Source organism: Candidatus Amarolinea aalborgensis, from assembly GCF_900491745.1.
In the GTDB taxonomy this organism is placed as follows: domain Bacteria; phylum Chloroflexota; class Anaerolineae; order SSC4; family Amarolineaceae; genus Amarolinea; species Amarolinea aalborgensis.
The window spans coordinates 162,776-184,613 of record NZ_UETR01000001.1 but is presented as its reverse complement, the minus strand read 5'-3'; the positions used below and the strand labels follow the sequence as shown (position 1 = coordinate 184,613).

Sequence of the window (21,838 nt, the reverse complement as noted above, 5' to 3'; positions counted from 1 at the left end):
CTTGCCGCGCTAGCCAGCGTCGAGAAACGCTTGCAGAACCTGCTCAATCTGTGGCTGCAGAGCGTCCCAAGCCACATCGGGCCGTTTGTTGACCGTGACAAAGTCGCGCGTCCAAAACACATTCGTCACGCCCGGCAGCGCAAACAGCGACGCGGCCAACGGCTCCGCGGCCGCAGCTTCAGGTGTGCGAAACGAATGTTGATCTGTCCAGCGCACACGATCGAGTTGAAACTTGAGCGCATTGGGATTGGGTGTTTGCTTGGCTTCCATCGTTCGCCTATTCTAACACAGAACCAGGTGAAGGCACGAACGCCACGGGGCAGCAGAACCCAAGAATGGCGACAAAACTTCTGACAACGATAGGATTGAATCATGTCATACCCGCACATTGATATTTTGGACTGGAATACCATCCAGCCATTGGTGGATCATCTGTTGGCGGCGGAGTTGACCGCGGCCAATGCCAATGCCTGGCTGCAAGAATGGAGCGATCTGACGGCCGCCATCCATGAAGCCGCCGGCCAAATTTACCGCGCGGTGTCTGAAAACACCGCCGACGCCGAGGCCGAGGCGCGCTTCAACCGCCTGGCCGAAGAGATCATGCCCAAATCTTCCACGGCCGGCCAGGCCTTGAAGCAGAAATTCCTGGCCTTGACCGATTTTGTCCCCAGCGCGGACACCGAGATACTGCTGAAGCGCTTTCGCACCGAGGCCAGCATCTTCCGCGATGAGAACATTCCCCTGGAGACAGAACTGACCAAGCTCAGCAATGAGTACGACAAAACCGTGGGCGCGATGACCATCGAGTGGGACGGTCAGGTGGAAACGCTGCCCCAGGCCGGCCTGCATCTGCGCAGCCAGGAGAGCGGCGAGCGTGAGCGCGCCTGGCGACTGCTGATGGATCGTTTCTTGGCCGATCGCGCGCGGCTGAACGAGCTGTACCTGACTATGCTGCCCAAGCGCCGCCAGATGGCGCGCAACGCCGGCTTCCCTACGTTTCGAGACTACATGTGGCAGGCCCTCGGACGCTTTGACTACACGCCGCAGGACTGCTTTACCTTTCACGATGCCATCGAACACGAGGTCGTGCCGTTAGCTACGGCGATCTACGCACGTACAGCCGCCCAACTGGGGCAGTCGGCTGTCCGGCCGTGGGACACCGAGGTGGACACGGCGGGCGAGCCGCTGCGGCCCTTTACCAACGCCGCCGAGCTAGAAAATGGCGTGCAGCGCATGTTCAACCAGGTGGACCCGGCGCTGGGCAAACACTTTGCCGCGCTGCGCGACGGCTTCCTTGATCTACCCTCGCGCTTGAACAAGGCGCCCGGCGGCTACTGCGCCAGTTTCCCGGTCAGCGGCCGCGCCTACATCTTCATGAACGCCGTAGGCACGCATGACGACATCCAGACCCTGCTGCATGAGGGCGGCCACGCGTTTCATTTCATGGAATCGGCGCGCCAGCCGTTGTACTGGAACCTGAACGGCCCGATGGAGTTTTGCGAGGTCGCTTCGATGGGCATGGAACTGCTGGCCGTGCCGTATTTGTCGCAGAACCAGGGCGGCTTCTACTCGGAGGCTGACGCGCAGCGGGCCTACGCCCAAAAGCTGCGCGACATCGTCACCTTCCTGCCCTATATGGCCGTGGTAGACCGTTTCCAGCACTGGGTCTACGCCGAAGCGCCAGAGCATGTGACAGCCGCAGACCTGGACGCGAAGTGGAGCGAGTTGTGGGATCGCTTCATGCCGGGCGTTGACTACAGCGGCCTGCAGGCGCAGAAGGAAACCGGTTGGCATCGCAAGGGACACATCTTCACCGTGCCATTCTACTACGTGGAATATGGTCTGGCTGAGGTTGGCGCGCTGCAGGTGTGGCGCAACGCACTGCACAACCAGGCGCAGGCCGTGGCGGACTACCGAGCCGCGCTGGCCCTGGGTGACACGCGTCCCTTGCCGGCCCTCTTCCAGGCTGCGAACATTCGCTTTGCCTTCGACCGCCGCACCGTGGGCGAACTGATGCACCTGGTCTCGCACAAGCTGGAAGAACTAACCGCGCCCAATTGACATCAGACGTAACTGCTCAGACACTATGCGCTGACTGCAGCCGCCGAATGAATTCGGGCCGCAAGGGCGTTCCGCCGCCGACCAGCATTGCGTCCACGCAGGTTGGACGCCCGGCGGTACGCCCATCAGGCGCGATTTCAATCGCTCTGTGTAGTTGCCTCAGCATCGCTTCACCAGGTCTGAATGTCGAGTCCTTTCTGGCCTTCCCACAGCAGCAAGCGATAACCATCCGGGTCAGCGGCAATCAGCTCGATGGTTCCCCAGGGCTGGAGGCTGGCTTCCTGCAAGACGCGGCCGCCGGCGCGCTGGATGAGCTGACCGCGCCGCGCCAGGTCGCTGGCGTGGATGTGCAAGGCAACCCCCACGCCGCCGGCTGCCCCCGCGGGCCAGGTTGATGCGAGCTGATCATCGGCTGCGGGCGCGGCGTGCAGATGAATCTCGATATCACCCAGACGGAGGGCCTGGAACGCGTCAGCCTCGCCATAGTCGAACAAGGGCGCGGCGCCCAGGCTGTCGCGATAGAACGCCGCGCTGGCCGCGACATGAGCGACATACAAGATGACCGCAGTCAAGCGTGAAACTGGCATGAGTCAGACTCTCCTGTGTGGGCGGATAGGGTCAGATTCTCGTGTACGGGCGCTAATGACTGCACCATACCATAAGTTGAGATTCCTGACAAGCGCCCAGGCACGAAGGCGCACCAACGAGAAAGGAAACACGACGGTTGCCGCCATCACGCCGCAAACCAGGCACGACCACCAGCAGCTTCGGCTCGCCAGGTCGTGTCAATCACGACGCCACGTCGTTTTATGCCAGCCGGCTGTATGACGAGCTGCCGCTGCTGGACGGGCAGGAAGCTGCGCCCTACGCTGAAAACGCAGTGCCGGCGTCCGCGCTGGATGCTATCCTCTGCAAGAGCTGCGAGGCCATGGACGACCTGCCCGATGCCAGCGTGCACCTGATGGTCACATCGCCGCCGTACAACGTGGGCAAGCAGTACGATGATGACCTTTCCCTGCCGGAGTACCTGGCCTTCTTGACGCGCGCCTGGCGCGAAGTCAAGCGGGTGCTGGTGCCTGGCGGCCGCGCCTGCATCAACGTCGCCAACCTGGGGCGCAAGCCCTACATCCCGCTGCATGCCTTCATCCTGGAATCCATGCTCGACCTCGGTTTTCTGATGCGCGGCGAAATCATCTGGAACAAAGCCGCAGGCGGCAGCCCGTCCACCGCATGGGGCAGCTGGATGTCGGCCACGAACCCCACGCTGCGCGACGCGCATGAGTATATCCTGGTTTTTTCCAAGGATACCTACGCCCGCCACAACCCCGGCCGGCAAAACACGATCACGCGCGATGAGTTTCTGGAGTACACCAAGAGCGTTTGGACCTTTGCGGCCGAGGCGGCGAGCAAGATCGGCCATCCAGCGCCGTTCCCGGTGGAACTGCCGCGCCGGCTCATTCAGCTTTACACCCTGGCCGACGAGGTGGTGCTCGATCCGTTCATGGGCAGCGGTCAAACGGCCATTGCCGCGCGCAAGAGCGGGCGCCACTTCGTGGGCTATGAAACCAACGCCGCGTACGTCGAATTAGCCACGCGGCGCCTGGCGGACGTCAGCTTCACGCCGGCGGCCGCGGGCGACGCACAGCCGTCAGCGGCCCCGACCCATGGAGACAACGCATGACCTTTCAGGCAGTCATCTTCGATTTTGGCGGCGTGCTGGTGCGCACCTTCGACCAGAGCGGGCGCTGGCGCTGGGATGAGCGGCTGGGGCTGCCCCATGGCAGCGTCGAGCAGGCCGTGTTCAACTCGATGGTCGCCCGGCAGGCCACGGCCGGCGCGGCGCCTACGACCGCCATTTGGGACGACGTGGCGCAGACCCTGGGCCTCGACGCCGATCAACTGCCCCAGTTTCGCCGCGACTTTTGGTCCGGTGACCGGCTGGACGCCAAGCTCGTCGAATTCCTGCGCGGCCTGCGACCAACCTACAAGACTGCCATTTTGAGCAATGCCTGGTCGAACGGCCGCCGCGTCATTGCCGAGGATTATGGCCTGGCTGATGCCGTGGATGAAATCATTGTGTCGGCCGAAGAAGGCGTGGCCAAGCCGGATGCGCGGCTCTACAGCCTGGCAGTGCAGCGGTTGGGGGTGCCTGCGTCTGCGGCCATCATGGTGGACGACTTCGTGAAAAATGTCAACGGAGCCGTGGCCGCCGGGTTGACCGGGGTGCTCTTCCGCAGTACAGCCCAAGTGATAGATGATTTGAGCCTGCTTCTCGACATCAATCATTGAGGCTCCACCATCAAGACGGAGTGAATCATTTTGCCCAAACCTGACTTGTCGCGCCCATTGAGCGTGTGCATGTTGAGCGTTCACACCTGTCCTTTGGCCATGTTGGGCGGCAAGGAAACGGGCGGTATGAATGTCTACGTGCGCGACTTGACCCTGGAGCTGGCGCGCCGGGGCGTCCTTGTGGATGTCTTCACGCGTTCACAGGATGCGTGCGTGCCGCGGGTGTCGCACGCGCTGGGCCCCAACGCGCAGGTGGTGCACATCCCGGCCGGGCCCGAAGCGCCCGTGAGCAAGGAAGAAATCTTCGATAACCTCGGCGAATTTGCCGCCAATGTACGCCAGTTTGCTGCGTCCCAGGGACGCCGCTACGATGTGATTCATAGCCACTACTGGCTCTCTGGCATTGCGGGGATGCGGCTGCAAAGTGCGTGGGGCAATCCCCCGCTGCTGCAAATGTTTCACACCCTGGGTCATATGAAGAACCAGGTGGCGCGGGCCAGCCATGAGTTTGCGTCCGATCTGCGCATCCACAGCGAATGGAAGCTGATGCAGCACGCCGATCGCGTGGTGGCCGGCAGCCCACTGGACAAGGCGCAGATGGCCTGGCTGTATGGGACCGATCTGCAGCGCATCGAGGTGATTCCCCCCGGCGTGGACACCGCGCGATTCTATCCTCGCGACAAGGCGGCCGCGCGGCAGCGCCTCGGTCTTGACCTCGATCGGCGGCTGATCCTCTTCGTCGGCCGCATCGAGCCGCTCAAAGGGATTGACACCCTGCTGCAGGCCATTGCCCACCTGGACCGCGACGCCGACTGCGACCTGGGGTGCGACTGCCTCTCGGTGGCGATCATCGGCGGCGACGCCAGTGTGCCCATGGAGCAGATGACCGGTGAGATGCAGCGCTTGCACCTGATGCGCAGTGCGCTGGGCCTGGAGGACTTGGTGGCCTTCCTGGGCAAGCGCGATCAGGACTCGCTGGCCGACTACTACGCCGCGGCCGACGTGCTGGTCATGCCATCGCACTACGAGTCATTCGGCATGGTGGCGCTGGAGGCCATGGCCTGCGGCACGCCGGTCATTGCCAGTCGCGTGGGCGGGTTGACCTACACCGTGCGCGATGAGGAAACCGGCCTGCTGGTGCCAGACCGCGACCCGCAGGCGCTGGCCGAAGCCATCCATCGCGTGATCAAACGCGATGACCTGCGCTGGAAGCTGGAAATCAACGCCGTGCGCGTCGCGCGCGAGTTTAGCTGGCCGATCATCACCGACCGTATTCTCGACCTCTATGCCCAGGTGCAGCGAGAAGCACAGGGGCGAACTAAGTAAAAAACCGCCAAGCCGCGCAGAACGCCAGGTCTTTTCTGCTTGGCGTTCTTGGTGTCTTGGTGTCTTTGTGTGAGCCATCTGGTTCCTGCTCATGAAGGTCAGGAGGCGGTCTGGGCGCCGCACGTGCGGCAGAAACGGTCACCTGGCTGCAGCGGTTGGCCGCACTGCGTGCAGAAACGCTTCGGCGCTGGCGCAGCGGATGGCTTGGGCGCTGGCGGCGCGGCGAGCTGCTTGACCGGCGGCGGTGGAGACTGTGGCTGCGCCCCCGACGGCTGGCGTCGCCTGCGCCCCCGACGGCGGGATGCGGCCGTGCGCTGACGCAGCCGCCATAATCCGATGCTTCCCAACACGATCCCCGCGGCCAGGATGGCAAGCAGGATAATCGGCGTGGTGGACGATGCCGGGTTGGCGGGCGCGCTGGCCGCCGGCGCGGTAGGCTGCGCGGCGCCGATGGCATCTGCAGAGAGCTGTGGGCTGGACTTGGTGTAGCTCATGTCCAGGGTGAGCGCCTGGCCGGCCGCGACCGGGCCGAGGTTGCCTTCGCGATAGGCCAGCCCCAGGTCGCCCACGCCGGTGGGTTGGAGCGCAGGCGTGGTGGTCAGGTCTGTGGCGCCGACCGGCTCCTGCACGCGCAGCGTCACCTGCTGCGCGGCGTAATCGGCCTGCCACCGCCAGGCAAACGTGCGCGCGGCGCCGACGATCTTCAGGCTGCTGTCGTAGTATTCCAGTTGAAAAGCGCTCGTGGTTGCCGTCAGCTTGACCAGCGTTTTGTCCGCCTGGCGCGTCGTGCTGAAGGTCGCGTTGAGCAATCCCTGATTGGCGTCTTGTACGGCCGCGGCAAAAACCGTGGCGTTGCCTGGAATGGTGAGCGTCACCTCGGCCGGTAGAATCACGCTCGGCGGCAGGGTGCCGGATAGGATCACCAGCACGGCGGCCTGGTCATATTCAGGCCACAGCTCCACGCGCAGCGCGTCCAGGGTGATCGCGGTTTGCGCCTGCGCTGTCGCCGCCAACCCCAGGCTGCACACGATTGCCAGGCACCATCTCCACACTCGCATGGCATCTCCATCAAAAACCAGGCTTCCGGGGAGAAGCCTGGTTTTCTTGTTTCAAGCGTTCAGGGGCTTACGTTACCCCGGAAACACGGCGTTAGTTGGTGCTGCGGCGGCGCAGGAGGGCCGTCGCGCCGGCGCCCAATGCGAGAACCAGGGCCATGACCATCCAGATGCTGATGGCAGGCGCCGCGGGGCCGCTGTTCAGGCTGCTCAGCTCAACACCCGTGGGCGAACCCGGTGTGGGGGTCGCAGTTGGGGTGGCGGTCGGCGGCACCGGCGTATTGGTCGGCGTGGCCGTCGGCGGCACCGGTGTGTTGGTCGGGGTCGCGGTCGGCGGCACCGGCGTGTTGGTTGGGGTCGCCGTGGCTGGCGGCGCGCATGGGTCATAGGTGATCATGAAATCGTCCGTCCAGGTGCCCGTGGCAGCCACCGAACTGTCGGTGCCGAGGCGGTAGCGGAACCACACATTCTGGCCGGCATACGGGAGCAGGTTGACCGTCACTTGCCCAAAGCCACCGGCGGCGGGAACGGTCCCTGACCAGGCCTGGCGGCCAGCCAACGGGTTGCCGAAGCTAGAACTGATCGTGGCGTTGTAGCCGCCCGAGGTGATGTTCGCCCCGGCGTCATTCCAGGTCGCGCCGCCGTCCGTGCTGATCTCCAACACGGAGCCGTCGAAGGTGCTTTCCGTCTGGACGCGGTGCCAGAAAGTGAGCGTGGCCGATGTGGCCGCGCCCGGGATGGCGACGGGGTTGGTCAACTGCAGGCGCGTATCGGTCACGGTGCTGCCGTCAGGCGCAAAGGCCGAGAAGGTGCCCGTGTGGCTGGCCGTATTGACCGCGGCCCAGGCCGGCGTGCCATCGGCGGTGAAGATGCCCAGGGTGCCGCTTTCGAAGCCTTCCGTCACCGTGCAGTTATTCGGCGTGGCGGTGGGGGTCGGCGTGTTGGTAGGCGGCGAGGTGGGCGTCGGCGTCGAGGTCGGCCCGGTGAGCGGATCGCCCTGGATGACGAAGGGGAAATCCTGGACGGCATTGGCGCCGGTGTCAATCGCCGGATTCCACGTCGCCGCGGTTGGGTCATACTGCATACCATTGGCGCCGGGTTTGCTGACCTGACCCAGGATGCTGACCGGAGGGGCCCAGGGGCCGGAGGCCAGCGTACCGCCGGTCTGCCAGTCAAGCCAGTAGGTGCCAGCCGGCAGCGGGGTGTTCACCGTCACTACCTGCGCCATGATCGGGCGCGTGCTACCCGTAAGGGCGGTGTCGAGCACGCGGTAGTCATTGGTAAAGCTGGTGCTGGCCAGGCGGTTGGTGGTGGTGTCGCCGAAGACGATGCTGCCTACACCGGGCACGCCGTTCCAAATGCGCAGGTTGACGTTGTTGATCGTGGAAGTAGTTGTTGATCCCGTTTGATAAGCGTAGAAGGTGATCGTGGTGACGTTCCAGCCGCTGGCCGGCACAGTGAAGTCATCCGCGACGCGGAAGCCGGATGAGACGGCGTGGCCGAAGCCATAGGTGCTCAAAAGCAGCGCAGTCTGCACGGCGCTGGCGTCAGCGCCGCCGAAACCGCCGCCCGGATGGGTGACCAGCGGGCCGTTGTCAAACAGGATGGCGCCTGGAGCCACGGGCGCATTGGGAACATTGCGGCCAGGAACAAACGGAACCTTGCCGTCTGCGGCGGGCGCCACGTCTTGTGCGCCAGGGCCAGACGAACTGGCGAGCTGGCGGGCGCCAGCGAAAGGTGCGACTACGGCCATGGTGGCGAGCAGAAGCACGACGAGTAAAACATACATTCCGGTTTTACGCATGATGAAAGAACCTCCCTGTGTATGGAACATGGAAATGGAACAGAACTACGAACGTCGTGGTGGCCATGCAGATGGCGAGCGAGCGATCGCTCTCTCTGCAGAGAAGTGATTGCTTGGCCGTCATCCCTCCTTTCTCGTTCAGCATCCATTGGCTGCCGCGCGCAACGCTGGACGCGGCCGCCAACCTGGGCAACGATGTCGGTATAGGTAGATATATCGAATACCGGTCAATGGGCACAGGCCTCAGCGCCGGTTGGAAAAAGCATCGCATACGACGACAACGTCATGCATCGAGAGGGCAAATGCAGCACAGCCGTCGTCCATTGACGGCAGGCGCTGGGGGAAGTGGATTTCAGGATGGGGGAGCTAAGACTCAGCCACCGCTTGCAGGCGCACAGGATCGAGAATCATGATGCGCTTGCGGCCGATCTCGATCAGGCCCTGCACCTTCAGGTCGTTGAGGACCTGGGTGGCGGTTTCACGATAGGTGCCCACGGTCTCCGCCAGGTCTTGGTGGGTCAACCCCTTGATATCGTCGCTGTTCTGCTCCAGACGTACGCGCAGGAGCAGGGAGGCCAGCCGCGCGGGGATGCCTTTGAAGGCCATGTCTTCGAGCCGCTTCTCCGCTTCACGCAGGCGACGACCGGTGATCTCCAACACGCGCAGCGCCACCATCGGCTTGTTGAGAAACAGGCGCTCGAGGTCATTCCGGCTCATGACGCAGATGTGGCAGTCCTCGATGGCTTCGGCAAACGCGTTGTGCATTTGCTGGCCCAAGAGGGCCATTTCGCCAAATAACGTGCCAGGCCCCAGGGTGGTGATCACGAGCTTCTTGCCTTCGGTCGAGATGCGATACAACTGCACCCTGCCTGCCTTCAAGATAAAGAGCACCTCGCCCGTTTCTTCAGGGCGATAGAACACTTTGCCCTTTTGAACCTGGCTGATGGTGGTGATGCGATCAATCTCTTGAATTTCGCGGGGGGAGAGATCTTGAAAAATCTCGATTTCTGACAGGTAGCCAATTTTGTCGCGCGGTGCAGACATTTGTTCTTCCGCCGGGGGATCAAGGTCAAGCTGAACGATAGGCAGCATTATACTCAACTCTGTCTCACAATGCAAACAACTGGCATCAACGATAAAGACGCCTCAATCCAAGACAGGGCCGATCGTTGATCTGTTTTATTGGCGTTATGGGGGCAACGGAGTAGAATAGCCGCCGATGGAACCATCAACCTGGTTTCTCAATCAGGCTCAGTTGATCAGCACATCGTAGGGAGTAGAACGCCAGCGATGACGAAACGAATCAGCCAGGCAGCGCCGATCTTGGCAGCCATGTATCTGCTCACCGCGTGCGCCCTTGCGGCCATGCCGGATATGACGCCGACCGCCAAGCCGCCGCCTGTTCCGTCCATGACGCCGACCGCGGAACACAGGCCGCCGTTTATACCCCATCCACTCGCCAATTTTGCCGATTGCACGGCCTGCCACAACCCGCGCAGCTCAGTTCCTATCCCGGCCAATCACGCACTCTACACGCGCGAGGAATGTCTGAAGTGCCATGTGAGCAACTGGGCGCCGACGCCAGGGCCGACGCCCACGTCGCAACCGATGCCGCATCCGCTGGAAGGACGCAAAGCGTGTTCGCTCTGCCACGCGCCGGGCCGGCTTGAACTGCCTGCAGATCACCGCGACTATCCTGACGAAAAGTGCACCGAGTGCCACAAGGAGCCGTGAACCAGGGTAGATTGCGGTTCAGTGTTTGAAATCAACGAAGCTGTAACCGACGCCGCGCTCGTTCATAATGTAACGGGGATGCCCTGGATCTGGCTCGATTTTCTGGCGCAGATAGGTGATGTAGACGCGCAACAGTTGATGCTCGTCGCGATACTCTGGCCCCCAGACGCGCGCCATGAGCAGCTCGCGCGGCACAATGCGCCCTGCATTTTGCACCAGGTGGTACAGCAGCCGGTATTCCGTGGGGCGCAGCTTGATGCGCGCGCCATTGACGACCACCTCGCGGCGCTCGAAGTCAATGCTCAAGCCATCATCCACGCGGATCAACTCCTGCGTTGAGCCGCTGCGCTCTTCGGTGCGGCGCAGAACGGCCCGGATGCGGCTGACCAATTCTTGCGGATTGAACGGTTTGGTGATGTAGTCATCGGCCCCCAGGTCAAGCCCCTGGATGCGGTCGCTCACCTCGGCCTTGACCGTGACCATGATCACCGGCACCGACGAAACCTCGCGCAGCAGGCGCAGCGTCTCGAAGCCGTCCATCTGCGGCATGGCAACATCCATGACCACCAGGTTGGGCAGATCCTCACGCACGCGATCGAGCGCCGCGAAGCCGTCCGCGGCCTCGATCACCTCGAAACCCTCCAACTCCAGGTTCATCCGCTCCAGGCGGCGGATGCGCGCCTCGTCATCAACGATCAGAATGCGCAGCTTCTCACTGCTGGTTCCCGTCATGGTTGACCGTCCTGGCCTCGCCCCTTAGCGCTCGCTGTAGATCGGCAGCGTAATGAAAAACGTGCTGCCTTTGTCCGGCTCGCTGCGCACCCAAATGCGCCCGTTGTGGGCCTCGATAATGGCCTTGCACAGAAAAAGCCCCAGCCCAGCCCCCTGCGTTTTACGCCGCAGGCTTGAATCCACCCGGTAGAAACGCTCGAACAGACGCTCCTGCTCGGCCGCCGGAATCCCAATCCCTTGATCGGCCACGTAGACCGTCAGCATCTGCCGCTGCGGATCTGGCCAGCCGCCGATGCGGATCACGCCGCCGTCGGGTGAATACTTGATCGCGTTGCTGATGAGATTGTTCAGCACCTGCCGCACGCGCTCTGGGTCTGCCAGGGCCGGGGGAAAGGACGCCGGAAAATCAAGCTCAAAGGTGTGCTGTGCAGACTGCAGCTTGAAGCCTTCCACGAGGCGGCCTGCCAAACCGGGCAGGTCCACGTCGGCCAATTCCATGCGTAGAATTCCCGCCTGGATGCGGGAAGCGTCCAGCAGGTTATCCACCAGCGCGTTCAAGCGATCGGCCTCCTCCTCGATCACGGCCAGGCTGTCACGCAGCGTGGCGGTATCCCACTGTGCATCAGTGCGCCGCAGCGTGCTGGCGTAGCCCTTGATCAGCGAAACCGGCGTCTTCAGCTCGTGCGTAATGACAGACACGAAGGTGTTCTTCATCTCTTCGGCTTCACGAAAACGCGTGATGTCCACGACGTTGACGATGATCTGCTGCAGCGCGCCGGCTTCGTCGAAGAGCGGCGTATAGGTCACGCCCACGGTTATGCGAGACCCGCCGGGGCGCACCAGGTCGCCCTCGGCGGTCAGGGAGCCGCGGCCGGCCAGATCCAGCCCGGCGCCCATGTCCTGGCACAGGTCCGCGCCCTTGACATTTTCCAAAGCCAGAACCTGGTAGCACGGCAGGCCCAGCGCGGCTTCAGGCGACCAGCCCGTCATGGCTGCCAACGTGCGGTTCATCACCTCGATCTTGCGCCCTGGCGTCAAGATCATGACGCCGTCTGCGCTGTTTTGGATGATGGTGTCCAGCCGCCGCCGCTCGTCATTGATCGCTTGGTACAGCCGGGCATTGCGCACGGCAATCGCGGCCTGGTCGGCAAAATCTTGCAAAACCTGGCGGTCGTTGGCGGAAAAAGCCGCGCTGCCGCTGCGGAAGATGTAAATCAAGCCGAGCAAATCCTGGTTGACCTGCAGAGGCAAGGCTACGACCTGGCGCAAGATCAGGCCGGTCGCTGAAGAAACCACGTGCAATTTCAGCGTGAGGTCAGGAATGGTCAGCGCCCGCTCCAGCGGATTGGCCGAGCTGCGAATATCGGTCAGCAGCGGGGCAAAGAGCGGCAGCAGGCGGCTGGTGATTCCGTAATACGCCTCGATGCGGAAGCTGTCCGCGGGTTGGCTGAGCGCGATCAAACCGACTTCGCCCTGGACCATTTCCGCGGCCGCGCTCAACGTCAAGCGCAGCAGCGACGGTAAATCAAGGTTCGACGTCATGGCGCGGGCAATCTTGAGCAAGTAGCTGCGCTGGCGCAGCTCATAGGTCGTCAGCATGGTCTCATCTTAGCAAACCGCCGCGCAAATGTCAAAGCAAATAAGTCAACGCCATTTGCCTTTTGGGTCATCATCGGCTACAATCACCGCGTCGCACGGGCGGCGTATTTTTTTGACAAATTCTGATGCATCACACATCATGCCAAAGCGGGGCTTACGTTACGTAGCCGATTTTCTTCTGCGTTACGAAGGCGTCGTCTTATTATTGGCCGCACCGTTCCTGCTCTTTCCCAATTTTATCACGCCCCTGGCCCTCGCCTTGTTGGGTCTGCCCTGGCTGGCGCGCTGGCAACGCCGCGGCGCCTTGACGCGTCGCACGCCGCTCGACTGGCCGTTGGCCCTGTTGGCGATGATGGCGCTTGTGGGCGCCTGGCAGGCCGTGGATCCGGCATTGGCTACGCCGAAGCTGCTCGGCATCGTGCTGAGCCTGGCGGCTTTCTATACGGTCGTCAACTCGACGCAGCGTGCGCGTCAGGTCTGGCTGTGGGTCGCCGCGCTCGTGCTGATGGGCTTTGGCCTGGCCTTGCTCGGCGCGCTCGGCGCGGACTGGTTCGAGGGCAAAGTTTTCAACCTGGCCGGCCTTTATCGCGTGGTCCCGCGCCTGCCGGAAGCGCTGCGCCAGCGTTTGCAGGGCGGCGATTTCCATCCTAATGAAATCGCCGGCATGATTACCCTTTTCTTGCCGCTCACCGTTGCCCTCTGGTGGGGCGCCTGGCGGCGCAGCGCAGATCCGGCCTGGCCGGCGTGGGCGCTGCCCTGGCAGCGGGCGCTGCTCACGGTTATCGTGGTCACGCAGGGCGTGGTTCTCCTGCTGACGCAGTCGCGCAGCGCCATGCTGGGTCTTCTACTCGCGGCGGGCGTCGTCGCCCTGATTTGGCAGTGGCGCCTGGCGGCGCTGCTGCCTGTGGTGGGCGTGGGCGCTTACTGGCTGCTGCGCAGCGGAGGCCATTGGCTTTGGGCCTTGCCGGGCGCGAATCCGGCCAATTTGGTGGGAAGGATGGACATCTGGCGGCGGGGGTTGCTGGCCGTGGCTGATTTTCCCCTCACCGGCATTGGCCTGGGAACGTTTCGCCGCCTGGCGATCGCGTACGCGCCCTTTTTTGACATGGATCCCGTTTTGGCCGATGTGGGCCATGCCCACAACATCTTTTTGCAGACAGCCCTGGATTTGGGCATCCCTGGCCTGATTGCGTATGTCGCTGTGCTCTTACTGGCGGGCGGCATCGGCTGGCGGCTTTACCAACAGGCGACCGCGCCAACCCTCCGCTTGCTGAGCGGCGGCCTGTTGACAAGCTTGCTGGCCTTTCATCTGTTTTGTCTGACCGACGCCGTGGCGCCAGGAGCCAAACCGATCTTCACTCTGTGGATTTTCCTGGGGTTGATCATCGCCCTGGGCCAGTCCAACGTGATCGAGGAATTGCAGCAAAGGACTTGAGAACCTGACGCATGAATTCGAGATTCAATCTGGGCAGCTTTTGCCTGGTGATTCTGGCTTTAACGCTCGCGGCTTGTAACGGGCCAGCGCCCACGGCGACCGTTGCGCCCACCCCGACGAGCATCACTCCTCCCACAACGCCGGCGCCGCCAGCAACGGTCGCGCCGCCAACAGACGCGCCTGCATCAGCAACCAGCACACCCGTAGTCCTGGCAACTCCCCTGACCTCATCGTCGCCGGCCACGCGCCTGCTGATTCCCGCGCTGGCGTTGGATGTACCGGTGATCGAGGTGGGTTGGCACGTCGTGACCGACGCCAACGGCGTGCGCACGACGGAATGGGACATTGCGGAAAATGCCGCGGGTCATCACATCAACAGCGCCGCGCCAGGCACGGCCGGCAACGTCGTGATTTCGGGCCATAACAACATCAAGGGCAAGGTGTTTGAAGCGATCAGCCTGGATGTGGACCGGCCAACGCCGCGCCTGACGCCTGGCAGCGACATTGAACTGCAGACGGCTGACGGCCGGCGCCTCATTTATCGCGTGCAGCGCGTAGACTTGACGCCAGAAACGGGCGCTCCTTTGGAGCAGCGTTTGGCCAATGCCCGCTATTTGGAACAAACGCCTGACGCCACCTTGACGCTGATTACCTGCTGGCCTTCATTTGGCAACACCCACCGCGTGATTGTGGTTGCCAAGCTGGCGCAAGTTTTCTAATCCGTTTTCAAGTCATATTTTGGTTCTGAGATAGAGGTTTTCGATGGAATTACGTCAATATGGGGCCATTCTTCGGCGCTGGCTCTGGTTCGTCCTGTTGGGAACGCTGCTGGTTGGCGGCGTCACCTATGCGGTTAGTCGGAACACCACACCCGTCTACCGGGCAACCGCCACGATCTTCGTGGATCAGGCTTCCAGCGTCAACGAGAGCGTTTATGGCACGATCATTGCCAGCGAGCGTCAGGCCCAAACCTTCGCTCAGTTGATGTTGACGCGACCGGTGTTGGATGCAGTGACCGCGCGACTTGGCCTTACCGAACTGAAATCTGACATCAGCGTGCAGCCTATCCAGGATACGCAGCTCATTCGCGTGGACGCGGAAGACACCGACAAAGAACTGGCAACCCAAATTGCCAACACGATTCCCGAGGTCTTTATCGAGCAGCACACCGAACGCCAGCTTCAGAGATTCAAGGGTTCCCGTGAAAGCCTGGACAAGGAAATTCGCACCCTTTCCACGAACATCTCGCAGGTGCAGGCAAAAATCACCGAATTGGAGGCCATCCAAAACCGCACGGGCGCGCAAGAGGCCGATCTTTCGCGATTTCGCGACAGCCTGCAGCAGTATCGCAACAGTTATGCAAACCTGGTTAAGAGCTTCGAAGACCTGCGCCTGAATGAGGCCCGCGCCACGGACACCGTCTCCATCGTCGAACCGGCCGAGGTGCCCAAGAAACCGATTCGGCCGCGTGTCCTTCTGAACTCTCTGCTCGGCTTGCTGGTCGGCATGGTGCTGGCGACCGGCGGCGTGCTGCTGATCGAATACCTGGATGACACCATCAAGAACCCAGACGATGTGGTCAATGCACTCAAGCTCTCAACCCTGGGCGCGATTCCGCGCACGCGCCAGGATAGCGCGGATTCGGATGCCGATCGCCAATTAGTAACCTTCGTGAATCCGAAATCGCCTATCTCAGAGGCGTATCGCATTTTGCGCACCAATATCCAGTTCTCCAGCCTGGACAAGCCGATTCGCACGCTGTTGGTGACTAGCGCCAATCCGAGCGAAGGCAAGAGCACGACCGCCTCCAACCTGGCCGCCGTCATGGCCCAAACGGGTCAGAAAGTCATTCTGATTGACACCGACCTGCGCCGGCCGGTCATTCACAAGGTCTTCAATGTGCCCAACAACCTGGGGCTGACCAGCGCACTGCTGACCACTCCTGACCCGTCAACGCTAGTACACCTGATCCAGCCGACGCAGATCAAGAATCTGTCGGTGTTGACAAGCGGACCGCTGCCGCCAAACCCGTCAGAGCTTCTCGGTTCTCATCGCATGGGCGACCTGATTGACGCGTTGAAGAGCGTAGCCGACATCATCATCTTCGACAGCCCGCCGGCCCTGGCCGTGACCGATTCGGCCGTCCTCGCGCGCCAGCTAGATGGCGTGCTGCTGGTGGTGGATTCGGGCGAAACCCGCGAGCCGTTGGCGCGTCGAGCGGCTGAGGAATTGGGCAAGGTCGGTGCGCACATCCTGGGCGTGGCCTTGAATCGCCTCAGCCCCACCAACACCGATGGTTATTACTACTACTACCATCGCTACTATGGCGACAGTGACAAGGGCGATGGGGAGAAAAAGTCGCGCAGCAGCAACGGCGCCAGCGGCAGCAGCGACGGCGCGGCGCCCACCGCAGTGCGGCGCGGTCGTAGCGGCGTCAGTGTGTGGCGCTCGGCCGCACGCCGTTTGGCGACCATTTTTCCGTCCAATCGCTCGCAGTAGACGACATGCGCAGGCTTCTCTGATTCGCCAGGCTGCTGACAATGGACATGGATGACCAGGCGCCCGTTGTTCCCCCAGACCAGCGCTGGCGACGTTATGGCCGCGTGGGGCTGGGATTGGCCGTTAGCCTTCTTTGCTTGTGGCTGGCCTTACGCGACATCGCGTTCGACGCCGTGCTGGTCAGTCTGCGACAGGCGCAGCTGACCTGGGTGGCCCTGGCCTTGTTGTCGGTTTTGGTGACCAATCTAGCCAAAGCCGCGCGTTGGCGCTTGCTCTTCTACCCACATCACCGTCATCTGCCCGTTCATTCGTTGTTCGCCATCCTACTGAGCGGCCAAGCGGTCTCTTTAGCCATTCCTGTTCGCGGCGGCGAACTGCTGCGCGCCTACCTGGTTGGCGCCCGCTTTGGCGATAGCAAAGCGCAAACGTTGGCCACGGTCGGCGTCGAAAAAATGCTTGACCTGGCGATGCTGGCCTTGTGCGTTTTGACCCTATCGCCTTTCCTGGTGGCATCCAACGCCGCGGGCGCCGCCGCCCTGACGAGCCGGCGCACCACGATGATCCTGGCTGCGCTCGCCTTACTGGCGGGCGCGATCATCGGCCTGCACTGGCGCCAGCAGTGGATGTCCCTGGCGCGTCGCGCCCTCGACCGCCTGCCCAATAACCGCGGTGGACGCTGGATTGGGTGGCTGGATGCAGCCCTGCGCGGCCTGGACGCGTTCCGTTATCCCCCGGTGGTCATACGGGTTGTTCTCTGGTCGCTTGCCATCTGGCTCCTGGCCGGCTCCACCAACTATTTGACGCTGCTGGCGCTGGGCATCCCCGGTGATTGGGTTGTTTCGTTCACCTTGCTTGCCGTTCTCCAGGCAGGCATCAGCGTTCCCAGTTCTCCGGGCAAAATTGGCGTCTTCCAATATCTGTGCCAACTGACGCTGACCTGGTTTGGCGTGGCCGCGGTGCATGGCTTTGCCGTTGGCGTACTGCTATACATCGTGGCCCCGCTTGCCCTGATGATTAGCGGTGGTCTGGCCTTGCTCTGGCAGACCTGGCAACTGCGCCGAGATGCGCCATCGGCTATCGTGCGCGACCTGCGCGCCGGCGAACGGCGCAAGTCCGAGGAGGCGCGACCTTGATTTCGGTGGTCATCCCGGCCTACAACGCCGAGCATACGCTGGGCGCCGGGCTGCGCGCCCTGCTCGCGCAGATCGAGCAGTGGCCGCAGCCGGTGGAAGTGATCGTCGTGGACGATGGCTCACAGGACGGCACTGCGGCCCTGGCCCAGGCGCTGGGGGTGCGAGTGATTACGCAGCCCAACCAGGGTCCCGGCGGCGCTCGCAACCACGGCGTGCGCGAGGCGTGCGGGGATCTGGTTCTTTTCATTGACAGCGACTGTGAACCCGCGCCCGGTTGGCTGGCGGCAATGGCGGCTGCCTTTGCGCGTGCAGATATTATCGGCGTCAAGGGCGCCTATCTCACGCGTCAGCGTGAGCTGGCGGCGCGCTTTGTCCAGATCGAGTACGAAGATCGCTATGACCGCATGCGCACGCAGGAATACATAGACTTCATTGATACCTACTCGGCCGGGTATCGCCGCGCCGTGTTCCTGGAAAATAACGGGTTTGATACGATCTTCAGCACCGGTTCGAACGAAGACCAGGAGTTTTCCTTCCGCCTGGCGCAAAAAGGGTACCACATGCGGTTCGTACCCGACGCCCAGGTTTATCATCAGCATGACAAAACCCTGGCCGAGTATGTACGGCGCAAATTCTACATTGGCTATTACAAAGCGCTGCTGACCCGCTGGCTGCCGGAGCGCCTGGTGAAAGATTCGCACACCCCGCAGGTGCTCAAGGTGCAAATGGCGCTGATCACGCTGGCGTTGGCCGCGCTGCCGCTGGCCTTATTCTGGCGGCCAGCGTTATGGGGCGCGGCCGCGCTCACGTTGGCTTTTCTGCTCAGCGCGCTGCCTTTCACGGTCAAAGCCCTGCGCAAAGATTGGCCTGTCGGCCTGGTCGCGCCGTTCATGCTGGCCGTGCGCGCGCTTACCTTGACCGCCGGCTTTGCCGCTGGCCGTTTCCACTTTCGGGGCGATGCGCAAGGGGCGCGGCGGCCCGTGCTCAGCGCCTGGCAGCGTGTGGGCAAGCGCCTGCTCGACGTCAGCGGCGCAGTCGTCGGCCTGGCCATCAGCCTGCTGCCGATGGTCGTCATTGCCATTGCCATCAAGCTGGACACGCGCGGGCCGATCTTCTTTAGCCAGGATCGGGTCGGCGAAAATGGTCGTCTCTTTCGAGTGTACAAATTTCGCTCGATGGTGGATAATGCGGAACTGCGGCGCCATGAGGTGGTTGACCTGGACGCCTTGTCGGAGCCGGCCTACAAGATTCGCGATGACCCCCGCGTGACGCGCGTGGGCCGCTGGCTGCGCCGTTTCAGCCTGGACGAACTGCCGCAGTTCGTGAACGTCCTGCGCGGTGAGATGAGCCTGGTAGGGCCGCGGCCGGAAGAAGCAGCCCTGGTCGCCCGCTATAACGATTGGCAGCGCCGCCGCCTTTCGGTCAAGCCGGGCATGACCGGACCGATGCAGATCAACGGGCGCGGCGATTTGACGCTTGCCCAGCGGGTGGCGCTGGAAGTGGAATACATCGAGCATTATTCGCTGTGGCGCGATGTCGCCATTTTATTGAAAACCTTGCCGGCTGTGCTGCGCGGCGAGGGCTCGTACTGAACCTTGAGGTACTCTATGCGTTATTCAAGACTAGTTCTGGCTGGCTTGACGCTGGCGGCGATGATGGCCTTTGTGCTCCTGCCGGTCCACGCCGCGCGCACTTCACGCAGCGAGCGGCTGCAGACCGTGCCCACGCGCACAGCAACGCCAGCGCCGGCCACGGCGACGCCCACGGTCGCGCCGCCTACCGTCACGCCTACACGACCACCGCCCACCGCCACCCCCACGCGCCTGGCGCCCACGGCGACGCCGACCAATTCGGCTCCTACGGCAACGCCAGTTCCTGGCCCGACCAAGACGCCGGCGCCTGGCGCCACAGATACGCCGACGGCAGCGCCGCCCACTTTCACCCCCACCAACGCGCCCCCGACGGCAACCCCCACGCCGGTGAGGACGGTCGTCGGTACGCCAACGGTCACGCCCCCAGTTGGTACGGCGGGTCTCAGTGTGGCGATTACTGGCACGGTGATGGTGACGCCCGGCCAGGTCTTCACCGTCACGGTCACAGCGGTCAACGTCGGCACGGTGGCGCTGGAGCAGGGCGACGTGAGCCTGGTGGCGCCGCCCGCGCTGGTCTTGACGACTGCTCAGGCCGCCGCCGGCGCTTTCGATGCCAACGGATCACGCTGGCGCCTCACTAACCTGGCGCCGAACCGGCCGCAAACCCTTACGCTGGTCTTCAGCGTCGGCAGCGGCGTCCCGCTCGGTTCCGTGTTCGACATCGAGGCGCGCGCCGGCGCGGGCGCGGCCGTGCTGACGGTGGGCTTGCCGCCCGCTTTCCTGCCCGCGGTGGGCGGCGATCTTTCACGCGCGGCTGGGCGCTGACACGGCCAGGCAAGGCGCACAGGCGCATTCGAGTACGGGGGCAGTCCACATGCTTGGCCCACAAGGGGCGACTCGCAGATCGCCGCCGCGGGCTGCCGCCCGGTTTGCCGACCGCCAGCGCCTTGCCCCGCGTGCGTCAGCCGCGGCCGATCTCATCCTGTCGCCGCCGGCCGCGCCGCGTGACTGGGGCGCGCTGGGCATGGCGCTGTTGGTGGGGTTGGCCGCGCTCGCGGTCTACCTGGTCACCCTGGCGCCCTCCATCACCTGGCGGCACGATGGCGCGGACAGCGGTGAACTGGCCGTCGCTGCGGCCGTGCTCGGCGTCCCGCATCCGCCGGGCTACCCGACCTGGACGCTGCTCGCCTGGCTGTTCACCCATCTACCAGTCGGCGAACTGGCACGCCGCGTGGCCTTGCTCTCGGCTCTCAGCGCGGCGATCGCCGCCGCCCTGGTCGCCTGGCTGGTGCAGACCCTGTGGCCGCGGCAGCCAGGCGTGCGCGCCGCGGCCGCGCTGGGCGGGCTGGCCCTGGCCTTTCAATTCACCTTCTGGTCGCAGGCGATCCTGGTTGAAGTTTATGCGCTGCACACCCTTTTTGTGGCATTGATCGCCGCGTTGACCCTGCCTCAGTCGCCCAATGCACTGGCTCGCCGCCGCCTGGCCGCCTTCGTCTTTGGCCTCGGCCTCGGCAATCACCTCTCGCTCATCTTCATTGGCCCCTGGCTGCTCTTGGGCTTTGGCGCCAAACTTCCCCCGCTCATCGCGGCGCGCCGCCTCTTTGGTTTGCTGCTGCCCTTCCTGGCCGGGTTGGCCGTCTACGTCTACCTGCCGCTGGCGGCCGGTCGTCAGCCCACGCTGCGCTGGGGCGATCCGACCACACCAGGCGGCTTTTGGTGGCTGGTCAGCGCGCAACTGTACCGCGGCGCCCTCTTTGGCTTGACCCTGCCTGAGATGTTGATCCGCCTGCGCGCCTGGGCTGGCCTGTTGGCGCAGCCGCTGGCCTGGCCGGGGCTGGCCCTGGCCGCGCTCGGACTGCGGCGGCTGGCAGCCCAGGATCGGCGCCTGGCCCTGGCGACGGTCGGCGCTGCGCTCCTGGTTGCACTCTACGCCCTCGGTTACGCCACCGTGGATGCGTTCGTCTACCTGCTGCCCGTCTTCCTGCTGGCGGCGCTGTGGCAGGCCGCCGGGGTGCTGGCCGTAGCCGCGTGGTTGGCGCGCCGACAGGTTGCCGGGCTGGCCTGGCTCGTCTGCCTGGTGCCGGCGCTGCTGCTGTGGCGCAACTGGGCCGCCGTTGATCTCAGCCGCGACCAAACGGCCCGCCAGTATGCGCAGGATGCGCTGGCCGCGGCCGCGCCCAACGCCTTGCTCATCGCCAGCGGTGATGAACACACCTTTGCCTTATGGTATGTGCAGGATGGACTGGGAGAGCGGCCCGATGTGGCCGTCGTGGAACGCACGCTGTGGAATTTTGACTGGTATCGCCGCCACCTGGCGCAGCGTTGGCCGGACCTCGCGGTCAGCGCCGGGCCGGATGTGAGCGATCTGATCGAGAGCCAACTCGGCCAGCGCCCGATTTTCACGACCGATCCTGACGAAGACCTGGCCCTGCGCTACGACCTGCAGCCGGTCGGCGTCTTGTGGCGGGTGCAGGCTGCTTCCTCCTCTCCACCGAGGAGCGACAATCAGATACTCCTCATCGCGAGAAGATAGCTTATACGCCGTTATATGCTCGCCTGAACACAGCGTTCGCTGTTCT

At 63.4% G+C, this 21,838-nt stretch carries 19 protein-coding genes; 12 read left to right on the top strand and 7 right to left on the bottom strand.

Annotated features, from left to right (window positions below; all coding sequences use genetic code 11):
* Positions 1-9: 9 nt before the first annotated feature.
* Complete coding sequence (locus ACPQ6D_RS00705; RefSeq protein WP_423222361.1) at positions 10-270, bottom strand: NifU N-terminal domain-containing protein; 261 nt, start codon at positions 268-270, stop codon at positions 10-12.
* 102 nt (positions 271-372) lie between these two features.
* Here ACPQ6D_RS00705 and ACPQ6D_RS00700 point away from each other — a divergent pair, with 102 nt between their 5' ends.
* Positions 373-2,061, top strand: a complete 1,689-nt coding sequence (locus ACPQ6D_RS00700) for a M3 family oligoendopeptidase (protein WP_423222360.1) — start codon at positions 373-375, stop codon at positions 2,059-2,061.
* Between the two features lie 170 nt (positions 2,062-2,231).
* On the opposite strand, the gene ACPQ6D_RS00695 is transcribed toward ACPQ6D_RS00700, so the two are convergent.
* The gene (locus tag ACPQ6D_RS00695) at positions 2,232-2,648 is read right to left on the bottom strand and encodes a VOC family protein (protein WP_423222359.1); all 417 of its coding nucleotides are present in this window, start codon (positions 2,646-2,648) and stop codon (positions 2,232-2,234) included.
* Between the two features lie 137 nt (positions 2,649-2,785).
* Between ACPQ6D_RS00695 and ACPQ6D_RS00690 the strand changes: the two genes are divergently transcribed.
* The 3 genes from ACPQ6D_RS00690 (at position 2,786) to ACPQ6D_RS00680 (ending at position 5,676) form a co-directional block, all read left to right on the top strand.
* A complete protein-coding gene (locus ACPQ6D_RS00690; protein WP_423222358.1) occupies positions 2,786-3,742 on the top strand; it encodes a DNA-methyltransferase in 957 nt (318 codons plus the stop codon).
* Entirely contained in the window at positions 3,739-4,350 is a 612-nt protein-coding gene (locus ACPQ6D_RS00685; RefSeq protein ID WP_423222357.1) for an HAD family hydrolase, read from the top strand. The genes ACPQ6D_RS00690 and ACPQ6D_RS00685 overlap by 4 nt, the downstream gene beginning before the upstream one ends.
* A 69-nt stretch (positions 4,351-4,419) precedes the next feature.
* Positions 4,420-5,676: a glycosyltransferase gene (locus tag ACPQ6D_RS00680; RefSeq protein ID WP_423222356.1), complete on the top strand. Its 1,257-nt coding sequence runs from the start codon at positions 4,420-4,422 to the stop codon at positions 5,674-5,676.
* Positions 5,677-5,774: 98 nt separating this feature from the next.
* On the opposite strand, the gene ACPQ6D_RS00675 is transcribed toward ACPQ6D_RS00680, so the two are convergent.
* The 3 genes from ACPQ6D_RS00675 to ACPQ6D_RS00665 all read right to left on the bottom strand — a co-directional run bounded on the left by ACPQ6D_RS00675 (position 5,775) and on the right by ACPQ6D_RS00665 (position 9,579).
* The gene (locus ACPQ6D_RS00675) at positions 5,775-6,734 is read right to left on the bottom strand and encodes a zinc ribbon domain-containing protein (RefSeq protein ID WP_423222355.1); all 960 of its coding nucleotides are present in this window, start codon (positions 6,732-6,734) and stop codon (positions 5,775-5,777) included.
* A 91-nt stretch (positions 6,735-6,825) separates the two neighbouring features.
* Complete coding sequence (locus ACPQ6D_RS00670; protein WP_423222354.1) at positions 6,826-8,535, bottom strand: hypothetical protein; 1,710 nt, start codon at positions 8,533-8,535, stop codon at positions 6,826-6,828.
* Between the two features lie 366 nt (positions 8,536-8,901).
* Positions 8,902-9,579, bottom strand: a complete 678-nt coding sequence (locus tag ACPQ6D_RS00665; RefSeq protein ID WP_423222353.1) for a Crp/Fnr family transcriptional regulator — start codon at positions 9,577-9,579, stop codon at positions 8,902-8,904.
* Positions 9,580-9,825: 246 nt separating this feature from the next.
* Between ACPQ6D_RS00665 and ACPQ6D_RS00660 the strand changes: the two genes are divergently transcribed.
* Positions 9,826-10,269, top strand: a complete 444-nt coding sequence (locus ACPQ6D_RS00660; protein WP_423222352.1) for a hypothetical protein — start codon at positions 9,826-9,828, stop codon at positions 10,267-10,269.
* 18 nt (positions 10,270-10,287) lie between these two features.
* Here the strand turns inward: ACPQ6D_RS00660 and ACPQ6D_RS00655 are convergent, their stop codons facing one another.
* The gene (locus ACPQ6D_RS00655; RefSeq protein ID WP_423222351.1) at positions 10,288-11,001 is read right to left on the bottom strand and encodes a response regulator transcription factor; all 714 of its coding nucleotides are present in this window, start codon (positions 10,999-11,001) and stop codon (positions 10,288-10,290) included.
* Between the two features lie 24 nt (positions 11,002-11,025).
* A complete protein-coding gene (locus ACPQ6D_RS00650) occupies positions 11,026-12,600 on the bottom strand; it encodes an ATP-binding protein (RefSeq protein WP_423222350.1) in 1,575 nt (524 codons plus the stop codon).
* Positions 12,601-12,739: 139 nt separating this feature from the next.
* On the opposite strand from ACPQ6D_RS00650, the gene ACPQ6D_RS00645 reads away from it, so the two are divergent.
* The 7 genes from ACPQ6D_RS00645 to ACPQ6D_RS00615 are packed head-to-tail and all read left to right on the top strand — an operon-like array spanning position 12,740 to position 21,792.
* Positions 12,740-14,035, top strand: a complete 1,296-nt coding sequence (locus ACPQ6D_RS00645; RefSeq protein WP_423222349.1) for an O-antigen ligase family protein — start codon at positions 12,740-12,742, stop codon at positions 14,033-14,035.
* A gap of 11 nt (positions 14,036-14,046) precedes the next feature.
* On the top strand, positions 14,047-14,754 hold the full coding sequence (locus ACPQ6D_RS00640; RefSeq protein ID WP_423222348.1) for a sortase: 708 nt from the start codon (positions 14,047-14,049) through the stop codon (positions 14,752-14,754).
* Positions 14,755-14,797: 43 nt separating this feature from the next.
* Entirely contained in the window at positions 14,798-16,534 is a 1,737-nt protein-coding gene (locus tag ACPQ6D_RS00635) for a tyrosine-protein kinase domain-containing protein (RefSeq protein ID WP_423222347.1), read from the top strand.
* 41 nt (positions 16,535-16,575) lie between these two features.
* A complete protein-coding gene (locus tag ACPQ6D_RS00630) occupies positions 16,576-17,667 on the top strand; it encodes a lysylphosphatidylglycerol synthase transmembrane domain-containing protein (RefSeq protein WP_423222346.1) in 1,092 nt (363 codons plus the stop codon).
* A gap of 5 nt (positions 17,668-17,672) precedes the next feature.
* On the top strand, positions 17,673-19,259 hold the full coding sequence (locus ACPQ6D_RS00625; RefSeq protein WP_423222754.1) for a sugar transferase: 1,587 nt from the start codon (positions 17,673-17,675) through the stop codon (positions 19,257-19,259).
* 15 nt (positions 19,260-19,274) lie between these two features.
* Positions 19,275-20,084 (top strand): hypothetical protein, encoded by an 810-nt coding sequence (locus tag ACPQ6D_RS00620; RefSeq protein ID WP_423222345.1) that lies wholly within the window; start codon positions 19,275-19,277, stop codon positions 20,082-20,084.
* A gap of 49 nt (positions 20,085-20,133) precedes the next feature.
* Positions 20,134-21,792 carry a protein O-mannosyl-transferase family gene (locus tag ACPQ6D_RS00615; RefSeq protein WP_423222344.1) on the top strand — a complete coding sequence of 553 codons (1,659 nt, stop codon included), beginning with the start codon at positions 20,134-20,136 and terminating at the stop codon, positions 21,790-21,792.
* Positions 21,793-21,838 lie beyond the last annotated feature (46 nt).

Excerpts from the sequence above, each read along its gene's own strand:
- ACPQ6D_RS00705 (WP_423222361.1), bottom strand. The coding sequence starts at position 270 with ATGGAAGCCAAGCAAACACCCAATCCCAATGCGCTCAAGTTTCAACTC.
- ACPQ6D_RS00700 (WP_423222360.1), top strand. The coding sequence starts at position 373 with ATGTCATACCCGCACATTGATATTTTGGACTGGAATACCATCCAGCCA.
- ACPQ6D_RS00695 (WP_423222359.1), bottom strand. The coding sequence starts at position 2,648 with ATGCCAGTTTCACGCTTGACTGCGGTCATCTTGTATGTCGCTCATGTC.
- ACPQ6D_RS00685 (WP_423222357.1), top strand. The coding sequence starts at position 3,739 with ATGACCTTTCAGGCAGTCATCTTCGATTTTGGCGGCGTGCTGGTGCGC.
- ACPQ6D_RS00680 (WP_423222356.1), top strand. The coding sequence starts at position 4,420 with ATGTTGAGCGTTCACACCTGTCCTTTGGCCATGTTGGGCGGCAAGGAA.
- ACPQ6D_RS00675 (WP_423222355.1), bottom strand. The coding sequence starts at position 6,734 with ATGCGAGTGTGGAGATGGTGCCTGGCAATCGTGTGCAGCCTGGGGTTG.
- ACPQ6D_RS00670 (WP_423222354.1), bottom strand. The coding sequence starts at position 8,535 with ATGCGTAAAACCGGAATGTATGTTTTACTCGTCGTGCTTCTGCTCGCC.
- ACPQ6D_RS00665 (WP_423222353.1), bottom strand. The coding sequence starts at position 9,579 with ATGTCTGCACCGCGCGACAAAATTGGCTACCTGTCAGAAATCGAGATT.
- ACPQ6D_RS00660 (WP_423222352.1), top strand. The coding sequence starts at position 9,826 with ATGACGAAACGAATCAGCCAGGCAGCGCCGATCTTGGCAGCCATGTAT.
- ACPQ6D_RS00655 (WP_423222351.1), bottom strand. The coding sequence starts at position 11,001 with ATGACGGGAACCAGCAGTGAGAAGCTGCGCATTCTGATCGTTGATGAC.
- ACPQ6D_RS00650 (WP_423222350.1), bottom strand. The coding sequence starts at position 12,600 with ATGCTGACGACCTATGAGCTGCGCCAGCGCAGCTACTTGCTCAAGATT.
- ACPQ6D_RS00645 (WP_423222349.1), top strand. The coding sequence starts at position 12,740 with ATGCCAAAGCGGGGCTTACGTTACGTAGCCGATTTTCTTCTGCGTTAC.
- ACPQ6D_RS00640 (WP_423222348.1), top strand. The coding sequence starts at position 14,047 with ATGAATTCGAGATTCAATCTGGGCAGCTTTTGCCTGGTGATTCTGGCT.
- ACPQ6D_RS00635 (WP_423222347.1), top strand. The coding sequence starts at position 14,798 with ATGGAATTACGTCAATATGGGGCCATTCTTCGGCGCTGGCTCTGGTTC.
- ACPQ6D_RS00630 (WP_423222346.1), top strand. The coding sequence starts at position 16,576 with ATGGACATGGATGACCAGGCGCCCGTTGTTCCCCCAGACCAGCGCTGG.
- ACPQ6D_RS00620 (WP_423222345.1), top strand. The coding sequence starts at position 19,275 with ATGCGTTATTCAAGACTAGTTCTGGCTGGCTTGACGCTGGCGGCGATG.
- ACPQ6D_RS00615 (WP_423222344.1), top strand. The coding sequence starts at position 20,134 with ATGCTTGGCCCACAAGGGGCGACTCGCAGATCGCCGCCGCGGGCTGCC.